We start from the raw sequence: 24,576 nt of genomic DNA on the forward strand, positions 1-24,576 counted from the left end.
CGAGTGTTGGTTAAAGCGTAAATCGTACCTTAACGGAGCTTTCGAATATGGGCAGGACTGCGGAACCAGCTGCCCGACGTCCTCGCACTCCGTACACGACCGTTCTGGCCCTCTCGTGCGCCTGCGCGGCGGCCTCCGCCACGCAGGCCGCCGCCGCCGACCTCCCGGCGCGCAGCGCCGGCGCCGACTGGTACACGGGCGCCTCGCAGCAGGCGGTCGACGACAGCTGGGCCGTCGCGGTCGACGGATCCACCAGCGTCACGTCGAACAGCTCGGCCTTCGGCTCCGTGACGGTGACCGCCGCGCCGAACGGCTCACCCACCCGGGACGGCCTGCGGGTCCGCGTGGACGCCATCGGTGGCACCTACTCGTATCCCGGCCGGTCCGTCGCGACGCGGGTCACCGGCTACCAGCAGGAAGGCGCCCTGCAGGCGGGTTACGAGTGGGTCTGGAAGGACGCGGCCCTCGCAGGATTCATCGGCTTCAACGTCCGCAGCAACCAGCTGTCGATTCCCGATCCGGGCAACCCGGTCGTCGGTACGGGAGTCGGGCTGAAGGTCGCGGGCAATTTCTACGCGACGCCGACCGACCGGACCATGGTCTCGGCCTACGGCTCGTACTCGACGAAGTTCAACGCCTACTACTCGCGCCTGCGCGTCGGCTACATGCTCGCCGACGGCGTCTATATCGGCCCCGAGGCGCTGTTCCTCGGCGACGACTTCTTCCGCCAGTATCGGATCGGCGCCCACCTGACCGGCGTCCGCTTCGGACCCGTCCAGATGTCGGTGGCCGCGGGCTACGTCCGGGATCGGGTGCAGGGATCCGGGTACTATTCCAGCATCGAGGCGCGCTCGACCTTCTAGATTTTGGCGCGGGCTGCCTGACGGGACGCGCGGCTCGTTTCAGAAGCCGCGCGGACCGGAGACGCTACCGGGACGTCGTCAGCAGCCGGCCGGGCCGCAGCGGGTCCCAGACGCCTTCGAAGACGGGCTGCATCGCATCGTTGAGCGACTGCGCCTGGGACACCGGCGACGGGGCCACCTTGGGTTGGATGCCGACGAGCGTGGCCGACGCGCCGAGGAGACCGATCAGGCAGAGGCCGGCGATCGCCCAGCGCGGCGCACCCCAGGTGTGGAGCACGCCGGCCAGCGTGACGAAGATGGCAAATAGGCCGATGAACTGATGCATTAGACACCTCTCAGCGGTGTCTAGAGCGAGAATAGAGCCAAGGACTCTGTTCCATAATGGAACACAAGTTACCAACGGCGTGGATACTGGAGGCTCATTCCCGGACTCGGGCGTGGACCCTCGCAGGTCGCCGACACCCTCAGTGCCGCGAGGATCGACCAGGCAGCGCCGATGGGCTTCCGACGCGCTTGGCGGCTGCGTGCGGCATGTGCCTGAACCCGCTCGGGTCCCTTCCGACCGATATGCGATGGTTCGATTAAGACGGCGGTTCCCGGTCGAGAACCGGCGCCATCCTTCTCCCGCGCGGGAGAGGGGGCCCGCGCCTCTCGCGGCACGGGCTCGGCCCTGGCCTCCGTGCCGATCTAATCGCGCACGGCGCTCGCGGCCCCGCGATCCCGTCGACGTGAGGCCGACGGCGGCACGCGGCGATCCGTGTCAGAGACGGCTGACGAGGAAACCGAGACCGAAGCCGACGAGACCGGCCACGATCAGGGAGGCGTGCGGCCACTCGACGGATTTCTGATGACCTTCCCAGGCGACGTGGCGGCTCCGGTCGTAGGCCTCCGCGGCGTGGTCCGAGACCTCGTCGGCCGCGTGCCGCACGGCGTCCTTGGCTTGGCCGTAGAGATTCTCGGCGGTGCCCTGCGCCTCCCGGAGACGCCCCTCGAGCGCGTGACGGTCCGAGCCGAAGGCGTCGCCGACCGCGCCCTGCACCTTCCCGCCGAGCGTGCGCGCGGCGCCCGTGATCCTGTCCGTGTCGACCATGACCATGTTCTCCGAATGTGTCGCGGGAAGGTGCCGAAGTCGCGGCGGTCGGACTCCCAACCCTCTGTGGCGACTGGGGCAACAGCGATCTGCGCCGGGCGTTCCCCGGCTCCGTGGCGGAGTCCGGTCGAAACGATCGTGGGCGGTCGACGAATGCCCCGTCCTGCCCGCCGGTACCGCGCTCGACACGTGCGCTCCTTGAGCGGACGAGCGTCGCGCCAGGCGCAAGTCGCAGCCTCATTCAGGCCGCACTCACCGCCGAAGCGGCGAGCTTGAGCGTGAGGGGACCGGATGAACGAGGGCGGACGAGCACCGCGCGGCGGGCTGCCCATTCTGCACAGGTCCCTGTCGCGCAGCGCGGTCGCGGCCCCGACCCACGGAGTGACGACGCCGCTCGACCGGCGACGGCTGAACCTGCGCTGGCTCTGCGCCAGCTGCCTGATCGCCACCTGCGGCGCGGCCCTCATGGGGGCGGCGCTCCGCATGTCCGTCGACACCGATCTCGCGCCAGCCAAGCCGACATTCCGCCAGGGGTCCGCCCAGGTCGCGGAGGGGCAAGGTGTGGTCGGACAGCGCGGCGACCGCCTCGTGCGGCGCCAACTCGTCGCCTCGGACCGGGAGGAGTTCTCCGCGCCGGTGACCCACCAGGTCGGCGCGCGCGAGATTATCCGGACCCAGCCCTTCGTGCGACTGGTCACGAGCCTGTCCTCCGGCGACGCGGTCGACGGGCAGATCCCACCCTTCGATCCGACGCGCCAGCTCGCCGCGGACGGAGAGGTCGCCCCTGTCGCAGACGAGCCGGTGGACGATCCGTCCGGGACCACGGTCACGATCACGCGCTCCGCGCTCGCGGGCACGCCGGTTCCCGACGACGCGCCCGGCCTGAGCGACGAGGACGTCACGGCCCTCGTGGAGAGGCAGTCGGATGAGGCGCGCGAGACGGGGCCGCGGATCGCCGTGCCGCTCGCGCCGCAGCGCCTGCTCTCGCAGATCCTGGTCGCCGCGCCGGCCGACGCCGCCGCGACTGCCGCCGGCGCCGATACGGGCCGCGACCCGTTCCACGCGATCGAAGTGCGGGTCGTCCCGGAGAACATCACCGACCTCGCCGAGACCCAGCCCGCCTCCGGCCTGAGCCTGACCGAGACGCGCGACGTCGTGCTCAAGCGCGGCGAGACTCTGGCCGACGCGCTGGCGGCGAACGGCGCCGAGCCGGCGCGCGTGACCGCCATCCTGGCCGCCTTCAGCGAGCATGCCCGCACCGGGCTGGCCGAGGGGCAGCACGTTGACCTGCTCCTCGTCCGCTCGCGCGCCGGCGAGGCCGCGCGCCGGATCGCCCGGGTGACGCTCTACGGCGCGGGCGGCGTCGAGGAGATCGTCGCGGAACGGGATTCCGGCGGCTTCGTCACGGTGGCGCCGCCGTCGGCCCAGGTCGCGGCGTCGCGTTCCGGTGACGACGGCGACGGAGAGGGCTCGGGCGCCAGCCTTTACAGGAGCATCTACGAGGCGGTCCTGCGTAACGGCCTGCCCGACATCCTGGCCGAGCGCATCGTCGGCATCTTCGCGTTCGGCCTGGACATGCAGCGCCGGATCGCCCCGTCCGACCGGCTGGAGGTGCTGTTCAGCCCGAGCGAGAAGGCGGGCGGCCCGCCGGAGGTGCGCTACGTCGCCCTGACGCTCGGCGGGGTGAAGCACCGCGCCTACCGCTTCGAGGCGCCCGAGGCCGGGACGGCGAGCTACTTCAGCGAGACAGGCAACTCGCTCCGCAAGTTCCTGATGCGCATGCCGATCGCCGACGGGCGGATCACCTCGCCGTTCGGCACGCGCGTCCATCCGATCCTCCACTACGCCCGCTTCCACAACGGCGTCGATTGGGCCAACAAGGCCGGCACGCCGATCATGGCGACGGGCGACGGAACGGTAGCGTATGCGGGCCCGCGCGGCGGCTACGGCAATCGCGTCGAGATCCACCACGCGAACGGCTACGTGACGGCCTACAATCACCTGCAGCGGCTCGCGCACGGCGTTCAGGTCGGCGCGACCGTCCACCAGGGGCAGGTCATCGCCTACATGGGCTCGACCGGCCTCTCGACGGGCCCCCACGTCCACTACGAGGTGAGCGTCAACGGGCGCTTCCTCGACCCGATGACGATCCGCCTGCCCGACAGCCAGGGCGTTTCGCCCAGGCTGATGACAACTTTCGAGCGGCAGGTCGCGGCCACGAACGCGCTCCGCCACCACGGCGCCCTGGCGATGTCGGCCCTGCCGCTCTGAGGCGATCGCGCGGACCTCAACCGGTCGCGGAGGGCCGCGTGCCGTTCTCCGAGGGGGTGGCAGCCCCGGTCATCCGGCGGTCGACGGCGGCGAGCGTGTCGAGCAGGCGCTTCCGGAGCCGCGCCGCGCCCTCCATCTCCAGGGCGTCGACGTCGACGTAGAAGTCGATCCCCCGGGCGTGTTCGGAGAAGATCGTCTCCGGGGCCTCGGCGGTGAGGTCGCCCTCGATGGCGTAGGGGACGATCTCGCGGCTGATGCCCTTCATGCGGATCGGCTCCTGCGGGCTCGCCTGGACGATGTCGCTCACCAGCGCGTAGGTCTCGTAGCTCAGGGTGATGCCGCCCGGGACAGCGGCCGCCTGGAGGCGGGCGGCGAGGTTCGCCTCCGCGCCGATGATCGTGTAGTCCATCCGCTCGTCGCTGCCGAAATTGCCGACGTTGCAGTAGCCCGTGTTGATGCCGATCCGGGCCTGGAACGGGCGCTCGATGCCGGATCGCCGCCAGCGGGCGTTGAGCTGGCCCAGGCGCTTCTGCATCTCGATCGCCATTCGAACGCAGGCCTGCGCGTCCTCGCGGACGCCCCGGCTCTCCGGGTCGCCGAAGAAGACCAGCATCGCGTCGCCGATATACTTGTCCACCGTGCCGCCGTGCTTGACCGCGATGGCGGTCATCTCGGTCAGGTACTCGTTCAGCAGCGCGGTCAGTTCCTCGGGCTGCAGGCGCTCGGTGGTCGCGGTGAAGTCCTTGATGTCGGAGAAGAAGATCGTCAGCTTCTTGCGCTCGGTCGCCACCGACACGTCCCGCTCGCCGCTGAAGATGCTCTTGTAGACCTGGGGCGAGATGTACTTGGCGATCTGCACCGAGACCGACGCCAGGAACCCGTTCGACTCGGTCAGCTCCCTGTTCATCCGGTCGATGAGGCGGGACTGGCGCGCCTGCAGCAGCAGGAAGGTGGTGCCGGCGAGCGCCGCCAGGATGAAGTAGCCGAGCAGGTACTTGAAGGCGAAGACGTTGGCGGCGATCGGCTGGTGCAGGACGATCTCCTGGATGCCGCGGACGTCGCCGACCTTCCAGTCGGTCTTCGGGCTCAGGGGATGGGCGTTGTGGCAACGCACGCAGGCGGATTCCATGCGGATCGGCGCAGCGATGCGCACCTGCCGGTCGAAGATGGACCCCGTCGTCTCGCTGACGAAGCCGGTCTTGGGGTGCGCCCGGAGGTCCGCCAGGGCCTGGGTCTCGAAGCTGTCGAGATCGTGCGGCTTGCGGTCCTTGAACGGGAGATCGGAGACGAAGCGGTACTTCACCGCGCCGTCGCCGCCGCTGATCCGCTCGCCGAGTTCCAGGGAGAGCGTCGCGGGGATCGGGATCGCGTTCGGCACCCCCTTGTAGTCGTGACGCGTCTCGACCCGGCCGGTCGCGGCGTTGACCGCCTGGACGACGTCGCTGGCGTAGAAGCTGCGCATCTGGTCGATGATCCGGCCGGTCTCGATCGCCTGCGTGGCGAGCATGCGCTCGGACAGGCCGCGCAGGTCGAGCCAGACCGCGACCGGCAGCCCGGCCAGGCCGAACAGGATCGCCGCCACCAGGAGCGGTCCCATGAACCGCTGCTGGCGCGCGACCGACTCGTCGAAACTCGACATCTCTCGCGACCCCGGGGCGCCAGGACACGGCCCCCATACTGGTCAGCTCCATATACAATGATGTCTTTCCCGAGAAGCATTGACTTTTCGGGCGCACCTCGAACCGCGGCATCAATGCAATGTCTGCGCGAAACACAGTCGACGAAATCAATCGACTTGGGGAGGTCGTGGCGCGCCCTCCGCCGTCGGCTCTCCGGAACGCGCGCTGAGCCGCTGTTGCGGGATCGGCGCATCGTCGTCGGTCGGGAGCGGCGCATCCCGAGCCGTGCCTGCGGCGGATCCTTCGAACGGCACCTATAGTCCGCGCGTCGACGGCGTGATTCCGGCCAGGCGATCTCAGATAGGTGCGGGCGCTGGGACGATTCGGGATCGGTCTGGGGAGGGTGCGATGGCGGATGTACTGATCGTGGGGGCCGGTCCGGTCGGTCTGACGCTCGCCTGCGAACTCGCCCGGCACGGGGCGCGCTGCCGGATCGTCGATGCTGCGGCGCGGCCGTCGCCCTATTGCCGCGCGATCGGGGTTACCCCGCGCACGCTGGAAGTCTGGGAGGACATGGGCCTCGCCCGCGAGATGATCGACGCGGGTCTCTGGCTCACGGGCCTGCGCACGATCCTGCACGGCCAGCCGCCAATCGACGCGGTCAGTCCACCGGTCGATCTGCCCTACGCGTCGCTCGGTCTGCCCCAATTCGAGACCGAGCGCGTCCTGAACCGTCAGTTGGAGCGCTTTGGCGTCCGGGTCGAGCGCGGCCTGCGCCTGACGGCCCTTGAGCAGGACGGCGCCGAAATCCGCGCGCACCTACAGGAAGCGGACGGTGCGGTCGCGGAGGCGCACTTCCGCTACGTCGTGGGCTGCGACGGTGCCCACAGCACGGTCCGGCGCCAGCTCGGCATCCCGTTCGAGGGCGAGGCCTATCCCTGGCCGTTCATGCTCGGTGACGTGCACATCGCCTGGGACGTACCCTACGGCCTCGCGGTCCGGGCGCTGCGACTGAACGAGGACGCCCCGCCCGACATGTTCATCGCCATCCCGCTCCCCGAGCCGGGCCGCTACCGCGTCTCGATGCTCGCGCCGCAGCATCTGGTGCCGGCGGGCGGGTCGGACCACGGGATCCAGGCCGAGCTTCAAGGCCCGTCGCTGGCCGACCTGCAGGCCGTGGCCGACGATCTCCTGCCGGACGGCTCGCGCCTGTCGGACCTGCGCTGGTCGTCGGTGTACCGCATCAGCATGCGCCTCGCCGCCGCCTATCGGCGCGGCCGCTGCTTCCTGGCGGGCGATGCCGCCCACATCCATCCGCCGACCGGCGGGCAGGGGATGAACACCGGAATCCAGGACGCCTACAATCTGGCCTGGAAGCTCGCCCTGGTTCTTCGGGGCGCCAGCCCCGAGGCTCTCCTCGACAGCTACGAGGGGGAGCGGCGCCCGGTGGGCGCAGACGTGATCGCGCGGACCCAAACAGCGAGCGAGGGATACGGTCGGGAGCGCGGCGGCGCGCCGGACCGCCTCGCCGACACGCAGGTCCTCGTCAGCTATCGGAACACGGCCTGGATCGCCGACGACGCGACGGAGTCGACGGAGGCCGGCCCGAGGGCCGGCGACCGGGCGCCCGACGTCAACGGGCTGGTCCGCGACGGACTCGGCTTCCCGACGCGGCTCTTCGACGAACTCAGAGGCACCGAGCACGTCCTCCTCATTCATCCTGCCGGGATGTCGGACGCCGTGGCCGGCCCCGATCTGCCGATCTGGGCTCGCCAGCACCGTTCCCGCGTCCGGGTCGTCGTCATCGGCAGCGAGGTGCCCATCCCGGGCGTGACGACGCTCGCGGATCCGACAAGGTCCTTCGGTACGGCTTACGGCGCGGGAACCTTGGCCTGCTTGATCCGGCCGGACGGGCACCTCGCCTGGCGCGGCCGGACGTGGCGCGAGCCCGGCCTGCACGCACATCTCCGGCGCCTGTTCCCGTCGGCCTTCCCGCAATGAGCGCAAGCCGTGGCCGGCATCCGACCGGCAGCCCGGCCCCTCGTCCGAGGCCCATCCGCATCGACGCGCCCGCGTTCAGGCGTCCGGCCCGCCATCCCGTCCGGTGACGCGCTTCGACCAGTCCTCGACCGCACCGGTCCGCAAGCGTCGGCGCAGGAGCAGGCGCCAGCTCTCCGCCAGTTCCGGGAGCGCGCTCGCGGCCTGCAGTTCGGACCGGTTGCGCGTGTCGACGTAGAGGAGGTGGATCAGGCGCGCGAGCGACCAGTCCGGCCGCGGACGCGCGCGGAGCTCGATCCTGTCGCCCGGCTCAGCGACGCCGTCCTCGAGGACCCGCCAGTACCAGCCCGTCCGCCCCGTTCTCTGAACGGCGAGCGCCATCCCGGATCGTCCGAAGCGCCGGTCGAGCTTGAAGCACGGCTGGCGCCCCTGGCTGACCTGCAGGAGCGCGGAGCCGAAGCGGGCGACGTCGCCGACGCAGACGTCGCGCTCCGTCCAGCCCGTCGTCGCGAGATTCTCACCGAAGGCGCCCGGTGCGGAGAGCAGCGGATGATCGCCGATCTCGGTGGCCCAGGCGGCGTAATGGTCCTGCGGATACTGGTGGAGCGCCTTCTCGGGACCGCCGTGGTACCGGAGATCGGCCTGGGCATCGCCCACGAGACCGGTCGCCGTGATCCGCCACGGCGCGGGAACGGGGTTCTTGACGATGCCGCTCGGCGGACCGTCCGGTCCCAGCGGCGCGACCGGGCCGGCGAGGACGAGCGGGAGGACGGGTGGGAGAAGAGGCGCCGTCATGGCCGCGCTTCCTCCGTGAGCCGGCAGCCGGCTTCGTCGCACCCGTCCGGTACCAACTCCCCGCGCACCGATCCCGTGACCGGTGCCGCGATCAGCGAGCCCACCAGGATCCCGAGCGCGAGGTCGTCGACCTGCCCGAAGGCGTGTTCCCGGACGCGTCCGTCGCGGTCGATGACGATCGTGGTCGGCGTTCCGCGCATACCGTAGCGCCGCATCGTCTGCGGGATCGGACCGTCGTCCTCGAGGAGGTCGACGGCGATCGGCAGGGTCAGACGGTACTCGTGGATGAAGGCTTCGAGTGCGACTTCGGTCATGGCGGCATGATGCTCGAACACCGCGTGCAGGCCGAGCACCGCGACCGCGCCGTTCCCGGCAAACATCCGGTGCAGCTTCTCGGCCTGCGGCGTGCCGTGCGCCACGCAGTCGGGGCACAGCATCTGGAACGCGTGCAGCACGACGACCGTGCCGCGCAGCGCGGCGAGGGAGAGCGGCGCGGGCGTGTTGAACCAGCGACCGGTCACGAGTTCGGGGGCCAGGATGGTCATGCCGCTTCTCCGGAGCTCCAGTCGTCGATGACGGGCGTCCGTCTGGTCGCATCGGCCGCTGGCCGCGCGGCGCCCTGTCGAGGCGCGGCCAGCGGGTGTGGCGGCCGGGCGGTGGCAGCCGCCGGGCCGCGGCGACTCACTGGGAGCGGAGGCCGAACGAGATCCCGTAGGCGGTGCGGCGCGCCGCGAAGATCTCGTCCTTCGGCGCGTCGATGCCGTCCGCCAGCTGTCCCGGGTCGAAGGTGCCCTGGTCGCAGGTCTCGTTCGGCTCGATGCCGGTCACGGCGATCGTGCCGAGGGTGACCGCCTTCCGGTCGTCCTCGTTGGGCCACCGCTGGGTGATGTCGCTGCCGAGATCGTCGTTGGGCCCGGCGAGCAGGGCCACGACGTCGAACCCCGCCGGGCCCTTCGACAGCTCTTCCCGAAGCGCGTCGGCCAGGAAGTGTGCAGGCTTGCCCTTCGCCTCCTCGTCGCTGAGGGTGATCTCGCCGGCTCGGGGCACGATCTTGAACTTGAAGGGCACGGCACGGCCGTCCGCGTTGAGCCCCGTGAACGTGTGCACGCCCCAATAGACGAGGTCGGCATAGCTGCCCGGGACAGGCTTGCCGGCGAGGAAGGCCGCCTGGCGCGTCGTCTCCGGATTGGCCTTCGCGAAGGCCGCGATGGCCTCCGGATTCGGCTTGCCGTCGGGGCCGGGAACGCGGACCTGCAGGAACGCGAGCATCTGGTCGACGGTCCGCGCGAAGTGGACCGGCGCGTTCTCGAACAGCAGATGGGTCTCGCCACCGTCCGACAGGAGCTTGATCGAGAAGCCGCGCAGAACGGTCCTGGTCGCGTCCGGCACCGACGGGTTGCCGCCGCCGACCGAGAACCGCCCGACGAGAGGCCACGGCCGCGTGAAACTGATCGACCGCGTCACCTGTCCCACTTCGGCCGCAGGGGTGTAGGTGCCGCGGACGCACTGCCCTTTGGCGAAGGTCGGGCGCACGCCGGGCCGACTGCCGGCGACTGTGCGCAGAGCCTCCACCAGGTCCTGGGCATCGGCGGCGATCGCCCCTGTCGGCGGCGCGAGGAGCGCGAGAAGGATCCCGCCGAGGCGTGCCAGCGCCGCGATCCTCGGCGCGGTCGGCGCCCTCACGGGTCGGCGATCGGTCACGTCTGCGCGCGGCGAGGGCCCGGCCGCGGCCGGGGGTGGATCGTCGAGGCGGGCATATGCCATGGTGACTCGTCCTTCTCTGATGCTCGGAGGGGGATCTTCCGGCGGTTCGGCGATGGCAGTCGCCGAACCGCTTCTCTCGCGTCCTACTTCTGAGGGGTCACCTTGCCCGGCAGCGACAGGTTGCCCGAGGCGACCTTGAAGACGTCGCTGACGCAGAGCAGCGGCGCGTGCAGGTTGCCGTTCACCTTGAGGCCGGACGTCACCCCGTCGAACGAGGCACCCTTGATGCCGGTGATGAGCGAGACCGGGATCTCGACCTGAACCGTGTCGCCCCGGAAGGTGGTCGGATAGTCCGGGCTGTCGATCAGGAGCGGGACCTTCGGCCAGGTTGGCGGAACCTTCGGCTTCGCGCCGTCCGGGATATCGACGACCTTCAGGCCGCCGCCGCAGGCCGCGTCCTTGGCGAGCACCACCCAGTGCGGGTGCCAGACATGGCGGTTCCTGGCACCGTAGGCCGCGTCGTCGAAATCGGGGTGGAAGGTGACGGCGAGCGCCACGATACCCTGAGCCTTGTCGAAGCCGATCGCGTCGCTGTCGAGGGTCGTCGGCCAGACGTAGGCGTAGACGCTCGAGCCCTCGAACTTGCCGGTGGCATCCGGCTTGTCCTTGCCCGCCTCGCCCCGGACCCGGGTGGTGAAGACGGCGGTGTCGCCCCTGGTCGCGATCGTCGTCTCGACAATATCGAACGACGCCAGGACAGCGGGACTCGGCTGCGCCCGGATGGGCTCGGCCGAGGCGCCTGTGGAGAGCGCGCACAGAGCCGCCGCCACGAGGCCGACGCCCCGTGCCTTGATCCTCGTCATGACGATGTGTCCTTTCAGGTCTCTCGTGGTGCTCGGAGGGGCGGCGATCCATTCGCGAAGGACGTCCAGGTGGCAGCCTGGACGTCGGGATCGGCCGCTTCATGCTCGCCGCAATCGAGCCGGAGATCCCGGGTCCCGATCGCGGCGTTCACGAAGGCGCAATGGTGGGGCTGGGCCTCGGCCGGATGGGCGTTCGGCCTGAAATGGCGGCAGCTGACGCACATCCGCTGCACGGGGATGGCACCCGCCTGCTGCAGGGTCCGGATGAGCTTGATCTGGGTCAGGAGGAGATCCGCCTGCTCAGGCGGCGTCAGCCGCGCCAGAGCCGACATCACCTGTGACGTGGCCGCGGCGAGGGCGCGCCCGAGCGCGCGGCCTTCGTCGGTCAGGCGCACGATCACCGCGCGGGCATCCGCGGGATCGGGCGCGCGCGTCAGCAGGGCCTTGCGGGCGAGCGCGGCGAGCGTGTCGGCCATGCTCGGTGCCGAGACGGCTAGCTGCGCGGCGATCTCCTTCGCCCTCAGGCCGGCCGGGCGTCCCGCGAGCAGCGCCAGCACCTGCGCCTGTGTCGGATTCAGGCCCGCATCGCCCGCGGCCGCCCACAGGTCGGCCCGCAGCACGAGGGCGACGCGCTCGAAGCCCTCGCGCAGCCGGATCAGGACGGGATCTGGGTCGGCCGCGTGGTCCATAGATCGATATTTAGGAGTCCTAAGCATTGGAGTCAAGCGGAGTGGCAATCGCCGCTCCGCACGCGCACCGCAGCTCTGGAACGGGCCATTGCTCACGAAGGACGACCTCCGACGGCGACGGCTCGGTCCGGCTCGATCGTCGGTCGCGGAGCCACAGGATCGGCGCCGACATCAGGACGAAGCGACGCGCGCGAAACAGTCGGACCTCCGCGGCGACGAACAAGGGGGCGCCGACCCCTTTTCCGACGTCCGGAACGGTCGTGACGCAGGTGCATTCTCTTCCGGATCGAAGAGGAGCATCAGCATGCGCATCGTGGGACAAGCATCCGCCATCGCTCTCGTGACACTCATGAGCGTCGGTGCGGCTGAGGCGAAGGGCTGTATCAAGGGCGCGATCATCGGCGGTCTGGCGGGCCATTACCTCGCCGAGCGCGGCGTCGTCGGCGCCGTCGCAGGCTGCCTGGGCGGCCGCTACCTCGCCAACCGGCAGGCGCGGCGCAAGGAGATCGAGTACGGGTCGCGGGTCCAGCCGCGCGACACCGGGTACGGCGCGCCCCAGGCCTACCCGCGCCGGTCCTACAGCTACTGAACACCTGCGGGGGCGGCTCGGGTCGCCCCCGCGTCTACGGTCTTCGATCCGCTGTATTGCCTGTGCGATCAGACCCGCGCGGGACCGATGGCGAGGCTGATCGCGTCCGATCTTGGGAGACGACAGCCGGGTTGGATCAGCCCTTCTTGCCCTGCTTGTAGCTCTGGATGGCGCCCTGGCAGCCCGGCGACAGCCTGGCCATATTCTTCTCGAAACAGGCTTGAGTCTCGGGCCCATCGTCGGGCGGCATGCCACCGCAGAAGGTCGTGAAATCGCCCATGCATTGCTGCTGGAGCGCCGCCTTGTCGTCGGCCGACATGGGCGCGGCGAGCGCGGCCGTGGCCCCTGCGGACAGAAGCAGAGCAGTCGTGATCAGACGTATCGGCATAGCGATGCTGTTCCTCATGTCGATGAACCGCTCAGAAAGCCGGACGGGCGCCAAACCGTTGCATGCAGTGCGCCGATGATCGGAAATAAAAGAAAGGCGCCCGGCCGGGCGCCTCTCTGCTTCGCATGAATCCGGGTCGGATCAATCGTCCCAATCGTCGTCGTGGTAACGATGACCGTACCCGCGACGCTCGATCACGCGAACATCCGGACGATCCCAGTCTCGGTGGCCGAAGCGAACGCCGCGATAGCCGTCGCCGTAGCCTTCGCGCACGATAACGCGAGAATGGCCGTGACCCGGACCGTAGCCGTAGCCATAGCCGCCACCCCACTCATGGGCCTGAGCGGCAGAGGCTGCACCCAACAGCGCGGTGCCGGCGACCAGGGTCGTGATAAGCTTCTTCATACTCCAACCTCGTTCATCGAACTGAAACGAGAAATGCAGTCGCCAATCATCGCGTTCCACGGCTCACGAAATTAATCAATCTTGCCGTTCATCGACAATTCATCTTCGGCGATCCGCGCCTCATGAGCCGGAACCGAGCCCGGATCCTTATTGATCAGCATTGCTCGACTTGCGGCCGGTTCGTCCCGTCGGGCAAAATAGCCGGACGGGACGACGGTCGTGTCAGCGACGGGTGCCGGTCGAGCTGGTGCCGGTGGTGCCCGTCGTGCTTCCGCCGCTTCGCGACGTCGAACCGGTCGAGTCCGTCCCGCCGGACTTCATCTCGTGGCCCGCCGCGTAACCGGACGCGCCCGGGCTCCCGGCCCGGCTCCCGCGATCCTGCATCTCGTGGCCCGGAGTCTTGGACGAGGCCCCCTGCTCGGCGGCGACGGCGCTGCCCCCGAGTGCGAGGGTGGCGAGGACGATAATCGGCAAGCGTGTCATGGAGCGTCTCCTGTTTTGGAGCCCCTAAACGGCAGGATCTCCGGGACCGTTCCGACAATTCGTGCCGCTATCGACGTCGTGACTGCGCACGATCACGCTGTGAACGCCTGTTCCACCGGAACCTGTGCCGTTCCATCGCCACCTGTGCTTATTCTCGGACCAGCGCGATCCTGAAGACCGCGCGGTTATTCGGAGAGGCTCCGAGCTGACCGGCCTCGTGCCTTCGCGACGGCGGGGAACGGTTTGCCGCGGAGCACCGTAACTGGGGCGACGCGGGACGCCCCCGCTGTGAGGAAGGCATCCATGATCCGCACGCCAACGCTGATCCTGCTCGGCACACTGACACTGGCCGGAGGCATCCTCGGATCGACCTCGGCCGCCTTCGCCGATCCGCCCTGGGCCCGCGGAGAGCGGGGCTTCCGTCACGGCGGCCCGCCACCCTGGGCGCCCGCGCACGGCTATCGCCGCCACAGTGAGTTCGGTGGTTACGGACGCAGGGACGCGCGCTTCTACGAAGGGCGACGTTACGGTGGCTATCGCTACGATCACTACTGACGGTCGCGATATCGCTCCGAACTCGCGCGGTCGACGGCTACCGCCGCGCGAGACGACGCGCCCGCGATTCTCGCAGGCATATGCGCCGATTGGACATGCGCCAATTGATGGTCCGGCGACGCGCTCACGCCCCTCCGACCAGCGCCCGCGCCGGCAAGCGGGTGGCGAGGACCTTGTCGATGCGACGGCCGTCCATGTCGACCACCTCGAGACGCCACCCCTCCGCCACGAACGCGTCCCCCGCCGCCGGAATGCGGCCGAGCTGGAAGATCACGTAGCCGGCCAAAGTCGTGTAGTCGTCCGTGCCCGGCGGATCGTTGAAGGCGAGACGCTCGAACGCGTCCTCGGCCGGCATCATGCCGTCGATGAGCAACGAGCCGTCCTCGCGCTCGACGACCGCCGGGTCCTCACCGACCTCGGGTATGTCGCCCGCAATGGCCTCGAGGAGATCCGTCTGCGTGACGATGCCTTCCAGGCTGCCGTACTCGTCGACGATCACCGCCAGCTGCACGGGGTTGCGTTGGAAGCTCTCCAGCGCCGTGAGCACCGTCATGCCCTCGTGGACGACGTTCGGCGGCCGCATGGCGGTGGCGATATCGAGGGCTCGCCCATCGAGGATCTGATCGAGCAGATCCTGCTTGCGCAGCACGCCGACGACCTCGTCGATGCCGCCGCGGCTCACGACGACATGGGCGTGGCTGCAGGCGCGGACCGCCCGCGTGATCTCCTCGGGCGATCCGTCGAGGTCGACCCACTCGACCTCGTGGCGCGGCGTCATGATCTCGCGGACCCGGCGGTCTCCCAGCCGGAAGATGCGCTCGACCGCTTCCTGCTGGGCCTCGCGGATGAGGCCTGCCTCGCGGCTCGCCTCGACCAGGAGGTTGAGCTCGGCCGTCGAGTGGTGGCCGCCCTCGCCGTGGCCGGGCTGCAATCCGCACAGGCGCAGGACGCCGTTGCCGAGCCCGTTGAGAAACAGGATGGCCGGGCGGAACACGAACAGGAACACGCTGAGCGGACGGATCACCGCCAGGGCCGTGCGCTCGCTGCGCTGGAGCGCGAGGCTCTTCGGCGCCAACTCGCCCAGCACGATGTGCAGCGCCGTCATGATGACGAACGAGATCACCACGGCGACCGTGTGGGCGGCCGCCGTCGAGAGCATGTCCGGCAGCCACGTCAGTGTGGGCAAGATCAGGTGGGCCAGCGCCGGCTCGCCGACCCAGCCGAGCGCCAGGGACGAGATGGTGATGCCGAGCTGCGTCGCCGCGAGGTGGGCGTCGAGGTGGTCCGTGGCCCAGAGCAGCGCCTTCGCGTTCACGCGCCGCTCGGCGACGAGTTCGGCGACGCGACTCCTGCGCACCGCGACCAGGGCGAACTCCGCTGCGACGAAGAAGCCGTTCGCCAGAACCAGGGCGAGGACGGCAAACAACCCTAAGGCAGTCGCCCAACCGTCGTCCAAAATCGACACCTCCCGTGTGGCCGTCGCGCCGGCCGCGTCCCGACGGTCTCTACAGGAGAGCGGCGGCGCGGCCTACGGGCATCAGTGCCCGACCGGCCTCAGCGTTGTCCCCGGCGAACCTCAGCAAACACCGGGCCGCCCGCGCCCGGCGTCGGACAATCCTGTAGGGCGTCCGCGAGCGCGGGCGCTTGTCCGCGAGGGTGATGCGCCGACCGTCAGGCACTCGCGAGCCGCGCCGACGACGGTGCGCCGGGCGTGACCCGCCGGCCCCGGCGGGACAGGGTCATGCCGGGCGCCGGGACTGGGGGACATCCCAGGCCACGCGCGGCACCGATCCGCGGTCGGATGTCAGTGGCTGCCGCCGAGATACGCCGCCCGCACGGCCGGATCGTTGCGCATCTGCTGCGCCGGGCCCTGGAAGCGGATCCGGCCGTTCTCCAGCACGTAGGCGTGGTCGGCGACGCCGAGCGCCGCCATGGCGAACTGCTCGACGAGCAGCATCGTCACCTGCTCGGCCTTGAGCAGCCGGATGATCCGGAAGACCTCCTCCACCAGCTTGGGAGCGAGGCCCATCGAGGGCTCGTCGAGCAGGAGGATCTCGGGCCGCAGCATCAGCGCCCGGCCCATGGCGAGCATCTGCTGCTCGCCGCCCGAGAGCGTGCCGGCGAGCTGGGCGCGCCGCTCCTTGAGCCGCGGGAACATCTCGAAGGCCCGCTCGCGGTCGGCCGCGACGTCGCCCTTCGGACGCGAGCCGGTCAGGCGCGGGAAGGCACCGAGGGTCAGGTTGTCCTCGACCGAGAGCGTCGGGAAGACGCGCCGGCCCTCCGGCGAGTGCGCGAGGCCGAACCGGGCGACGTCGTGGCTGTCGAGGCCGCCGATCTCCTGTCCGTTGAGGCGGATCGAGCCGGCCCGCGGCCGGATCATGCCCGACAGGGCGCGCATCGTGGTGGTCTTGCCAGCCCCGTTGGAGCCGATCAGCGCCACGACCTGGCCCTTCGGAACCTGGAAGTCGAGGCCGTGCAGAACCTCCACCTGGCCGTAGCCGGCCGACAGACCCGTGACCTCAAGCATGGGTCATCTCCTCGTCGGCGACGGGGCTGCCGAGATAGGCCTCGACCACCTTCGGGTCGGCCTGCACTTCGCGGGCGCTGCCCTCGGCGATCTTGTGGCCGAAATCGAGGACGCTGACGCGGTCGCACAGGCCCATGACCACGTCCATGTGGTGCTCGATCAGGATCACCGTGATGCCGGCGTCGCGGATCTTGCGGATGATCGCCGTCAGCTCGGCGATGTCGGGGGCGGTGAGGCCCGCGGCCGGCTCGTCGAGGAGCAGCAGGACCGGGTCGAGGGCGAGCGCGCGACCGATCTCGAGGAGCCGCTGCTTGCCGTAGGGCAGGTTGCGGGCCTCCACCTGCGCCAGGGCGCCGAGGCCCACGAAGTCGAGGATCGCCATGGCGCGGGCGCGCTGCTCGCGCTCCTCCCGGCGCCGCCGGGGCGTGCCGAGGATCGCGTCGAACAGGGTGCCGCGGAAGCTGTGGTGCAGGCCGACCAGCACGTTCTCGAGCGCGGTCATCTCGCGGAAGAGCTGCACGTTCTGGAAGGTGCGTGCCACGCCGGCAGCGGCGATCTCCGACGGGGTGCGCCCGTCGAGGCGCTTCGTCCCCTGGCCGCGCGCGAGGGTCACGCTGCCGCCGGTCGGTTTGTAGATGCCGGTGAGCACGTTCATCATCGTGCTCTTGCCGGATCCGTTGGGACCGATCAGCCCGTGGATCGTGCCCGGCCGCACCGTGAGGTCGACGCCGGCCAGCGCCTTGAGGCCGCCGAACTGCATCAGCGCCTGATCGACGGTGAGGAGCGGGTCGGCGCCCCGGTCGCCGCTCTGCACGCTGAGGGCCGCGCCCTCGGCGTGGAGGCTCTTGCCCTCGGCCGTGTGGGCCGGGCGCAGGGCGGGGATCTTCTCGCGGAGGAAGCCCACGATCCCGTCCGGCAGGTAATACACCACGAACAGGATCATCAGGCCGAACACGGTCAGCCGAAAGTCGGTGACCGATTCGAGCGCGAGCGTGGCCGGGAAGAAGGCGAGGCAGAGCGCGACCGGCACCAGCAGGGCGAACCGGTTCTCTGCGCGACGCAGGAAGGTGAGAGCGCCCACGACCAGTGCCGCGGCGGCGATGATCCCCGCCATGATCCGCACCAGGCCGATATCGGCGAGCACGTTCGGCATCATCACGATGATCGCCGAGCCGATGATCGGCCCCGCCCGCGACTTGCGGCCGCCCATCGTGACGGCGAGGAGGAACAGCACGGTGAGCTCGAACCCGTAGGAATTCGGCGCCACGTAGCGCTCCGACCACGCGAACAGCGCGCCCGCGAGGCCGGCCAAAGCCGCCGAGATCACGAAGGCGTAGACCTTGTAGCGGTAGACGCTGACGCCCATGCAATCGCAGGCGATCGGCGAGTCGCGCAGCGCCTCGAAGGCGCGGCCGTAGGGCGAGCGCACCACCCGGTTGACGACCAGGATCGTGGCCAGGAGCGCCAGACAGACCAGGTAGTAGAACTCGAGCTTGCGGCCGGCCGCGCCCCAGGGGGCCTGGAGGCCCAGCAGCGAGAAGTCGAGGACCCGGGCCGGCGGCAGGGTGATGCCGAGGGGACCGTTGGTCAGCGGCGTCAGCTCGTTGATGAAGATCTGGACGATGGTGCCGAAGGCCAGCGTCACCATGGCGAGGTAGGGGCCGGTCACCCGCAGGGCCGGCACGGCCAGCAGCACGCCGAAGGCGGAGGTCACCCCGATCCCGGCCAGGATGCCCCACCAGATCCCGAGCTTGAAGTGCAGGAACAGCACCGCCGCCGAGTAGGCGCCGACGCCGAACAGGCCGGCATGGCCGAGGCTCACCTGCCCAGTATAGCCGACCACGATGTCGAGCCCGAGGATCAGGATCGCGTAGATCGCGATCACGATCATCAGGTGGATGTAGTACGAGCTCGTGACCACGTGCGGGAAGACCGCGAGGCCGACGACCAGCAGCACGGCGCCGAGGATGCCGACGTGGCGCGACAGGCTGGGGGCGGCCGCCGGGGCGGGCGCTTCGGTGGGGGCGAGGGTCTGCGCCATGGCTCAGGCTGCCGTGAGAATTGCGCGGGAGGTCACGCTCAGACCTTCTTGATGACGGCCTTGCCGAACAGGCCGACCGGGCGGATGGAGAGGACGACGAGGAGCAGGATCAGGCCCGGCACGTCCTTGTAGCCGGTCGAGATGTAGAAGCCGGTCAGCGTCTCCGCGACGCCGAGGATCAGGCCGCCGACGATGACGCCGAGGCCGGATTCGAGGCCGCCGATGATCGCCACCGCGAAGGCCTTGAGCGCCAGCACGGAGCCCATCGTCGCCCCGGTCAGGGTGACGGGCGCCACCAGCACGCCCGCGAAGGCCGCCGTCATGGCGCTGATCGAGTAGGAGAGGGTGATGACCTTCTGGGTGTTTATGCCCATCAGCCCGGCGGCGTCGATGTCGTTGGAGGTGGCGACGACCGCCTTCCCCCAGATCGACTTGCGATTGAAGATCTCCACCGCCAGCATCATCAGCAGCGCGCCCGCGACGATCAGCAGTTCCATCGGCAGGACGCGCACGCCGCCGACCTGGAGCGCCGTCTCGGGCAGCGGGGAGGGGAATTTGAGGTCGTCACGTCCCCAGACGTTCTCGGCGACGTTCTTGAAGATGATGCCGAGCGCGATGGTGGCCATGATCCACCCGTACTCGGACTTGATCTTCACGGCCGGGCGCACGCCGAGGCGCTCGACCACGGCTCCGAGGGCGAAGCCGAAGACCAGGACCAGCGGGATCATCAGCCAGTAGCCGACGAACGGCACCAGGGTCAGGCCGAACAGGGCCCCGAGGGCCAGCGCCTCGCCCTGGCCGAAATTGAGGGTCTTCGAGGTCGCGAAGGTCAGCTGATAGCCGAACGCGATGGCGGCGTAGATCATGCCGACCGCGACGCCGGACGCGATGAGCTGGAGCAGGATTTCCATGGGATCGCTGTCGCCGGAGGGACGTCCGGTCGCGCGGCGGGCGCCGCGGGACCGCTGTGCTGAGCGCCGGCGGGCTGTTACGCCGCCGGCCCTTAGGGAGACGCCGCGCCCGTCGCGGGCGCAGCGTCCGGATCCTCAGTTCGAGGACTTCTCCTTCAGACGAACCACGCCGGCGTTCTTGGCGTCCTCGTCCTTGGCGTAGACGATCTTGCCGTCCTGCACCTTCCCGAACACGACCATGTTGCGCGAGATGGCGTTGTGGTCCTTCGCCGTGAAGGGCTTGTCGTAGGTCGTGACCACGCCCTCGACCTTCTCGTTCAGGTTCTCCAGGGCGGCGCGGATCTTCGCGCCGTCGGTGCCGCCGGCCTGCTTGATCGCCGCGGCGAGGAGGTAGATCGAGTCGTAGCCCTGGGCGCCGGCCACGGGGGTCGGGATCTTCGTGACGCCATAGGTCTTGTAGTAGTTCTCAAGGAACGCCTTGCGCTTCGGCAGGGTCTGATCCTCGATGAAGGTCTGGGGCATGATCACGCCGTTGCCGTTCGTGCCGGCGATGTCGATGAAGCTCTGCATCGAGGACGGCCAGCTCGTGATCATCGGAACCTTCCAGCCGAGCTTGGCCATGCCGTTGGCGATCTGGGCCAGTTCCGGCCCGATGCCGTAGGCCAGGATCACCTCGGCGCCGGCCTGCTGCGCCTTCAGCAGCTGGGCCGTCATGTCGACGTCCTTGATGTTGAACTTCTCGACCGCGACGGGCTTCACGTTCTTGGTCGCGAGATACTTCTCGATGTCCTCGCGCCCGAGCTGCCCGTAATTGGTCGAGTCCGCCAGGACCGCGATCTTCTTGTGACCCTGGGCGAGGGCCTCGTCGACCATCAGGCCGGCCTGAAGCACGTCGTAGGCGGAGTTCCGGAAGACGTAGTTGGCGTCGTAGTCCGGCTCCTTGAACTGGTTGGTGATGATCGTCCCGGTCGCGACGTTGTTGAAGACCGGGATCTCGGCCTCCTGGTAGAAGCGCTGGGCGGCCAGAGCCACGCCGGTATTGATGAAGCCGACGCTCGCGACGACTTTCTCCTTGTTGATCAGTTCCTGCGCGACCTGCGCGCCGACCTCGTTCTTGGCCTCGTCGTCGCGCTCGATCAGCTGGATCGGCCGGCCGAGAACGCCGCCGGCCTTGTTGATCTCGGCGGCGGCGAGCTTGGCGCCGTCCCGCATCGAGACACCCATCGAAGACGAGCCGCCCGTATAGGGCCCGCTCAGCCCGATCTTGATCGGGTCCGCGGCCCGCGCCGGGGCCGACACCATCGTCAATAACAGCACCGCGGCTGCAGCGCGACCTGCGAAGACCATCGTTTCCTCTCCAAGATTCCGCGTGCGCGGTGTGCCCTTCACCGTGGCACTCTGGGAGGGAGATCTCCCGAGACGGGTCGAGCCGTCAAGCTGAGATTTTGGGCGATCCCAGACGATTAATACAGATTGTCCGTTCCACATGTCGTAAAAGCTGCAGGCACCACAATTTCACGTCGTTGGTGCCGGCAGTCGGATTAAGCGCCGGGCGCGTTCGTGATAGGCCAGCGGCGCCGGTCGGCCGACACATGATCCGGCGCGCCCATTTGCGGAACGCTGCGAGCTATGCGCGGCGGCGCCCGCGCTCCGCCTGGGTCAGGCCGTCGTAACCCCAGCTGTCCTTCGGCACCTCGTGGATGACGATGTAGGACACCTCCGCCAATTCGGCCCCGAGGACGGTCTTCAGGAGCTGGTTTACTTCAGAAATGAAGCGCGATTTCTCATCGGGCGTATTCGTGTCCGCGCTGATGATGGCGTCCACTTGCGCGGCGCGGGCGATCGCCTCGGCACCGACGCTCCATCCCGCGACAGGCACCGCCTCGACCAGTACGCCGACCAGAGGCGCGACCTTGTGCAGGACGGTGGCCATCAGCCGGGTGATGCCCGCCTGAATCGCCGTGATCTGCTCGGGTGCGAGGGGCGTGCCCGCGACTTTGACATTGATGAAGGGCATGGTCGTCGGTCCGTGGCTTCGCGACCGCCGCGGCGGCCAACGGACGAAGGGTTACGTGACCTTGAGAGTTCGGATAATTTGAAAGTTCTTTACCCTGCGTTCGGCAAAACCGAATGATTTGGCCTCATCTCCGCTGGCGCGAGCCACGTCACCCTCGGCTCCGCCGCCCCGTGATCGAGCCTCGCGACGCGGACAGGGCAAGGTCCGAACAGCGGTCGGGTGCCTCTCGCGGACTCTCCTCGAGAAGTCCTGGCCAGTGCGATCGATCACCGTTCGTACTCGGGCAGAGACCGAGAGGACTGATGTTCGATGACCGGGGTGTCTGCGGCGCGCCGAGAGCCCGTTACTGGTCATCGTGCCCTCACGCGACATGCTCCCTTATGGTCTCGAGAAGAATATCGGTGAGCCGCGCGACGGCCGGCGCCAATTCGGCTTCGGCCTGGTGGAGTGTCAGTGACGCGCTCGGAAGAGGCGGCAGGCCGGTCGCGGCTGGATCGAGAACGCTCAGCGTTTTCGGCAGGCCGACGGCGGTGCGCGCGGTGACACCCAAGCCACCTTCGGCGGCGGCCCAGAGTCCCGAGAGGCTGGGGCTGGTGAAGACGAGCCGCCAGGGCAAGCCGCGACCGTCCAGGGCAGACACGGCCGCGGACCGGAACGTGCACGGCGGCGTGAAGGCCGCGAACGGGACGGGTTCCCGGACCGGGTCCGCGAGACCCGGCCAGTCCGGGGGTCCGATCCAGTGGATCGGCACTTCGGCGACCCGGTGCGCGTGAGGGGCACCGCTGCCGTCCCCCCAGACCAGCGCGACGTCGAGCTCGCCCTTCAGGGTCTTCTCGACGAGCTGCGCGCCGAGCCCGACCTGAACCTCGATACGCACACGCGGATAGGCCCGCGAGAACCGCTTGAGCACCGCCGGCAGCCAGCCCTCGGCGAAATCCTGCGCGAGGCCCAGCCGCGCCCAGCCCTCGAGCTCGGGTCCGCGCAGCCGGTCGACCGCCTCGTCGTTGAGTTCCAAGAGCCGCTTCGCGTAGCCGAGCATGCTCTCACCGGCGGCGGTCAGCGCGAGACCGCGTCCCGCCTTCTGCACGAGCGGCTGACCAACCTGTTCCTCCAGCTTCCGGAGCTGCGTGCTGACAGCCGATTGAGACCGCCCCAGTCGCTCGGCCGCGCGGGCGAAACTGCCGAGCTCGAACCCGGTCACGAAGGTGCGGAGCACGTCCATGTCGAGGTTGGTGCGCGTCGCCATGCTTCGATTTCCGGAAAGTCTTTATTCAGGTGTTTCAAATTTTCCGGACGATCCTGGGGGCGTAAACGGGGAGCGTCAAGGCGGCCAGCCGCTCGACGTCGCAGGAGACCGCAAGCCATGCCCCTCGTTCGGATCTCGCTCCTCAAGGGCAAGTCGCCGGCCCATATCAGAGCCATCTCGGACGGCATCCATCGCGGCCTGCGCGACGCCTACGGCGTGCCCGCAGACGACCGCTTTCACCTCATCCATCAGCACGCTCCGGACGAACTGATCTACGATTCCGACTATCTCGGGCTCCACCGCACCGACGACGTGGTGATCATCAACATCGTCGCGGGCAATTGGCGGGACACGGCGAAGAAGAAGGCGCTCTACAGGGCGATCACCGACAACCTCGTCGCCGATCCCGGTCTTCGTCCGGAAGACGTGCTCATCGTCCTGTCGCCGAACGCGCGCGACGAGTGGTCCTTCGGCAACGGCCTGGCGTCCTACGTCCAGGACGACGCGGACTGATCCGTCCGGGGCAACGCGATCTGCCTGGCGGGACCGCCGCCTCGCGCTGACCGGTTCCGAGCCCTAGGCCGGGACGCGCGCGCCGTCCCAGGCGAAGACGCTTCCGGTGTCCGCCACGTCGAGCTCGCCGAGCACGCGCAGAAGATGAGCTGCGCTCTCGTCGGGTCGAAAGACGCCGGGGGCACCCGGATCTGGGCGGAAGGGCCGCGACAGGTTGGAAGCGACCGTGCCCGGATGGAGGCCGACGACGATCGCGTCCGGGCGGCTGCGGGCCACCTCGATCGATAGGGTCCGCAGGATCTGGTTCAGAGCCGCCTTCGAGGCGCGGTAGGCGTACCATCCGCCTGCGCGATTATCCTCGATCGAGCCGACCCGTGCCGACAAGACTGCGAACACGCAACGTCCCTCTCGCGCCAGCAGCGGGACGAAATGCTTGGCGACGAGGGCGGGACCGATCGCGTTGATGGAGAACACGGCGGCCATCGCGCCGGGATCGAGCGCCTTCAGCGCCTTCTCGGGCGCGACGCCGTCCTGATGGAGGATTCCGGTCGCGACGATGACCAGACCGACCGGTCCGGCCTCCGCGACCGCGGCCGCGGCCGCAGCGATCGACGCCTCGTCGGTGAGGTCGATCGCGTGGCTGCGGATGCCGTGCGGGAACGATGGCTGCGAGCGCGAGAGGGCGAAGATCGGAGCGTAGGCTCCGCTCGCGGCCAGTCCAGAGACAAGGGCTCGGCCGATACCGCCGGAGGCGCCGATCACGACCGCGCTGGTCGAAGTCGATGAGGTCATGGCGACGTCGTCTCAGCGGGCGCGCGGATCGGCTAACTTCAGTGGAGACCAGCCCGGTTCGATGGCTGGCGTTGCCTCGCCCGATACATAGGCGCCCTCTGGCCGCTTGGCAGCCGCGATGACCATGTCGTCACGCGCGCCCTTCCAACCTCCGGTCAGGACAAAAGCCTGATCCGCGCCATCGCAGGCGCTACAGGCTAATCGCGAACAGATCTCG

Annotated in this window: 25 protein-coding genes; 6 read left to right on the forward strand and 19 right to left on the reverse strand. The window is 69.2% G+C overall.

The annotated features are described in order from the left end of the window. The first annotated feature begins 47 nt into the window (after positions 1 to 47). Positions 48 to 863: a cellulose biosynthesis protein BcsS gene (gene bcsS, locus BM419_RS01505; protein ID WP_091924485.1), complete on the forward strand. Its 816-nt coding sequence runs from the start codon at positions 48 to 50 to the stop codon at positions 861 to 863. A 64-nt stretch (positions 864 to 927) separates the two neighbouring features. On the opposite strand, the gene BM419_RS01510 is transcribed toward bcsS, so the two are convergent. Together BM419_RS01510 and BM419_RS01515 are read right to left on the reverse strand one after the other, a co-directional pair. Continuing rightward, complete coding sequence (locus BM419_RS01510; RefSeq protein WP_091924487.1) at positions 928 to 1,188, reverse strand: hypothetical protein; 261 nt, start codon at positions 1,186 to 1,188, stop codon at positions 928 to 930. Between the two features lie 435 nt (positions 1,189 to 1,623). Then, positions 1,624 to 1,953 carry a CsbD family protein gene (locus tag BM419_RS01515; protein WP_091924782.1) on the reverse strand — a complete coding sequence of 110 codons (330 nt, stop codon included), beginning with the start codon at positions 1,951 to 1,953 and terminating at the stop codon, positions 1,624 to 1,626. 381 nt (positions 1,954 to 2,334) lie between these two features. Between BM419_RS01515 and BM419_RS01520 the strand changes: the two genes are divergently transcribed. Continuing rightward, complete coding sequence (locus BM419_RS01520) at positions 2,335 to 4,224, forward strand: M23 family metallopeptidase (protein ID WP_091924489.1); 1,890 nt, start codon at positions 2,335 to 2,337, stop codon at positions 4,222 to 4,224. Positions 4,225 to 4,240: 16 nt separating this feature from the next. On the opposite strand, the gene BM419_RS01525 is transcribed toward BM419_RS01520, so the two are convergent. Next, positions 4,241 to 5,863, reverse strand: a complete 1,623-nt coding sequence (locus tag BM419_RS01525) for an adenylate/guanylate cyclase domain-containing protein (RefSeq protein ID WP_091924491.1) — start codon at positions 5,861 to 5,863, stop codon at positions 4,241 to 4,243. A gap of 388 nt (positions 5,864 to 6,251) precedes the next feature. Here BM419_RS01525 and BM419_RS01530 point away from each other — a divergent pair, with 388 nt between their 5' ends. Further along, a complete protein-coding gene (locus BM419_RS01530; RefSeq protein WP_091924493.1) occupies positions 6,252 to 7,844 on the forward strand; it encodes an FAD-dependent monooxygenase in 1,593 nt (530 codons plus the stop codon). Between the two features lie 75 nt (positions 7,845 to 7,919). Here the strand turns inward: BM419_RS01530 and BM419_RS01535 are convergent, their stop codons facing one another. From BM419_RS01535 to BM419_RS01555, 5 genes are all read right to left on the reverse strand, one after another. Further along, a complete protein-coding gene (locus tag BM419_RS01535) occupies positions 7,920 to 8,636 on the reverse strand; it encodes an MOSC domain-containing protein (RefSeq protein ID WP_091924495.1) in 717 nt (238 codons plus the stop codon). Continuing rightward, the gene (locus BM419_RS01540) at positions 8,633 to 9,181 is read right to left on the reverse strand and encodes a peroxiredoxin family protein (protein WP_091924496.1); all 549 of its coding nucleotides are present in this window, start codon (positions 9,179 to 9,181) and stop codon (positions 8,633 to 8,635) included. The genes BM419_RS01535 and BM419_RS01540 overlap by 4 nt, the downstream gene beginning before the upstream one ends. Before the next feature lie 136 nt (positions 9,182 to 9,317). Continuing rightward, entirely contained in the window at positions 9,318 to 10,319 is a 1,002-nt protein-coding gene (locus BM419_RS01545) for a catalase (RefSeq protein ID WP_244540680.1), read from the reverse strand. 164 nt (positions 10,320 to 10,483) lie between these two features. Next, positions 10,484 to 11,203, reverse strand: a complete 720-nt coding sequence (locus tag BM419_RS01550; RefSeq protein ID WP_091924498.1) for a hypothetical protein — start codon at positions 11,201 to 11,203, stop codon at positions 10,484 to 10,486. A 14-nt stretch (positions 11,204 to 11,217) separates the two neighbouring features. Then, positions 11,218 to 11,892, reverse strand: a complete 675-nt coding sequence (locus BM419_RS01555) for a MarR family winged helix-turn-helix transcriptional regulator (RefSeq protein WP_091924499.1) — start codon at positions 11,890 to 11,892, stop codon at positions 11,218 to 11,220. 304 nt (positions 11,893 to 12,196) lie between these two features. On the opposite strand from BM419_RS01555, the gene BM419_RS01560 reads away from it, so the two are divergent. Then, positions 12,197 to 12,481 (forward strand): hypothetical protein, encoded by a 285-nt coding sequence (locus BM419_RS01560; protein ID WP_020091654.1) that lies wholly within the window; start codon positions 12,197 to 12,199, stop codon positions 12,479 to 12,481. Between the two features lie 136 nt (positions 12,482 to 12,617). Here BM419_RS01560 and BM419_RS01565 read toward each other — a convergent pair whose 3' ends face one another. The 3 genes from BM419_RS01565 to BM419_RS01575 form a co-directional block, all read right to left on the reverse strand. Continuing rightward, positions 12,618 to 12,869, reverse strand: coding sequence for a hypothetical protein (locus BM419_RS01565; protein WP_091924785.1), 252 nt, complete (start codon positions 12,867 to 12,869; stop codon positions 12,618 to 12,620). A 141-nt stretch (positions 12,870 to 13,010) separates the two neighbouring features. Continuing rightward, positions 13,011 to 13,274 (reverse strand): hypothetical protein, encoded by a 264-nt coding sequence (locus BM419_RS01570; protein WP_091924500.1) that lies wholly within the window; start codon positions 13,272 to 13,274, stop codon positions 13,011 to 13,013. Between the two features lie 222 nt (positions 13,275 to 13,496). Beyond that, complete coding sequence (locus BM419_RS01575; protein WP_091924501.1) at positions 13,497 to 13,757, reverse strand: hypothetical protein; 261 nt, start codon at positions 13,755 to 13,757, stop codon at positions 13,497 to 13,499. Positions 13,758 to 14,060: 303 nt separating this feature from the next. On the opposite strand from BM419_RS01575, the gene BM419_RS01580 reads away from it, so the two are divergent. Continuing rightward, on the forward strand, positions 14,061 to 14,312 hold the full coding sequence (locus tag BM419_RS01580) for a hypothetical protein (RefSeq protein ID WP_091924516.1): 252 nt from the start codon (positions 14,061 to 14,063) through the stop codon (positions 14,310 to 14,312). Between the two features lie 124 nt (positions 14,313 to 14,436). Here BM419_RS01580 and BM419_RS01585 read toward each other — a convergent pair whose 3' ends face one another. From BM419_RS01585 to BM419_RS01615, 7 genes are all read right to left on the reverse strand, one after another. Further along, positions 14,437 to 15,738, reverse strand: coding sequence for a hemolysin family protein (locus tag BM419_RS01585; RefSeq protein ID WP_244540681.1), 1,302 nt, complete (start codon positions 15,736 to 15,738; stop codon positions 14,437 to 14,439). 378 nt (positions 15,739 to 16,116) lie between these two features. Then, positions 16,117 to 16,839: an ABC transporter ATP-binding protein gene (locus BM419_RS01590; protein ID WP_010682999.1), complete on the reverse strand. Its 723-nt coding sequence runs from the start codon at positions 16,837 to 16,839 to the stop codon at positions 16,117 to 16,119. After that, positions 16,832 to 18,880 (reverse strand): branched-chain amino acid ABC transporter ATP-binding protein/permease, encoded by a 2,049-nt coding sequence (locus tag BM419_RS01595; protein WP_091924523.1) that lies wholly within the window; start codon positions 18,878 to 18,880, stop codon positions 16,832 to 16,834. The genes BM419_RS01590 and BM419_RS01595 overlap by 8 nt, the downstream gene beginning before the upstream one ends. 38 nt (positions 18,881 to 18,918) lie before the next feature. After that, positions 18,919 to 19,791: a branched-chain amino acid ABC transporter permease gene (locus BM419_RS01600; protein ID WP_020091659.1), complete on the reverse strand. Its 873-nt coding sequence runs from the start codon at positions 19,789 to 19,791 to the stop codon at positions 18,919 to 18,921. A 135-nt stretch (positions 19,792 to 19,926) separates the two neighbouring features. Beyond that, positions 19,927 to 21,138, reverse strand: a complete 1,212-nt coding sequence (locus tag BM419_RS01605; protein WP_026604708.1) for an ABC transporter substrate-binding protein — start codon at positions 21,136 to 21,138, stop codon at positions 19,927 to 19,929. 280 nt (positions 21,139 to 21,418) lie between these two features. Then, positions 21,419 to 21,808 carry a tautomerase family protein gene (locus BM419_RS01610; RefSeq protein ID WP_091924526.1) on the reverse strand — a complete coding sequence of 130 codons (390 nt, stop codon included), beginning with the start codon at positions 21,806 to 21,808 and terminating at the stop codon, positions 21,419 to 21,421. 361 nt (positions 21,809 to 22,169) lie between these two features. Further along, positions 22,170 to 23,054 carry a LysR substrate-binding domain-containing protein gene (locus BM419_RS01615; RefSeq protein ID WP_091924529.1) on the reverse strand — a complete coding sequence of 295 codons (885 nt, stop codon included), beginning with the start codon at positions 23,052 to 23,054 and terminating at the stop codon, positions 22,170 to 22,172. Between the two features lie 117 nt (positions 23,055 to 23,171). Here BM419_RS01615 and BM419_RS01620 point away from each other — a divergent pair, with 117 nt between their 5' ends. Continuing rightward, positions 23,172 to 23,567 carry a tautomerase family protein gene (locus BM419_RS01620; RefSeq protein WP_091924532.1) on the forward strand — a complete coding sequence of 132 codons (396 nt, stop codon included), beginning with the start codon at positions 23,172 to 23,174 and terminating at the stop codon, positions 23,565 to 23,567. Between the two features lie 63 nt (positions 23,568 to 23,630). Here BM419_RS01620 and BM419_RS01625 read toward each other — a convergent pair whose 3' ends face one another. Beyond that, on the reverse strand, positions 23,631 to 24,359 hold the full coding sequence (locus tag BM419_RS01625; protein WP_091924535.1) for an SDR family NAD(P)-dependent oxidoreductase: 729 nt from the start codon (positions 24,357 to 24,359) through the stop codon (positions 23,631 to 23,633). Between the last annotated feature and the right edge of the window lie 217 nt (positions 24,360 to 24,576).

Origin of the sequence: Methylobacterium sp. yr668 (assembly GCF_900116245.1) — a bacterium.
Taxonomy (GTDB): Bacteria; Pseudomonadota; Alphaproteobacteria; order Rhizobiales; family Beijerinckiaceae; genus Methylobacterium.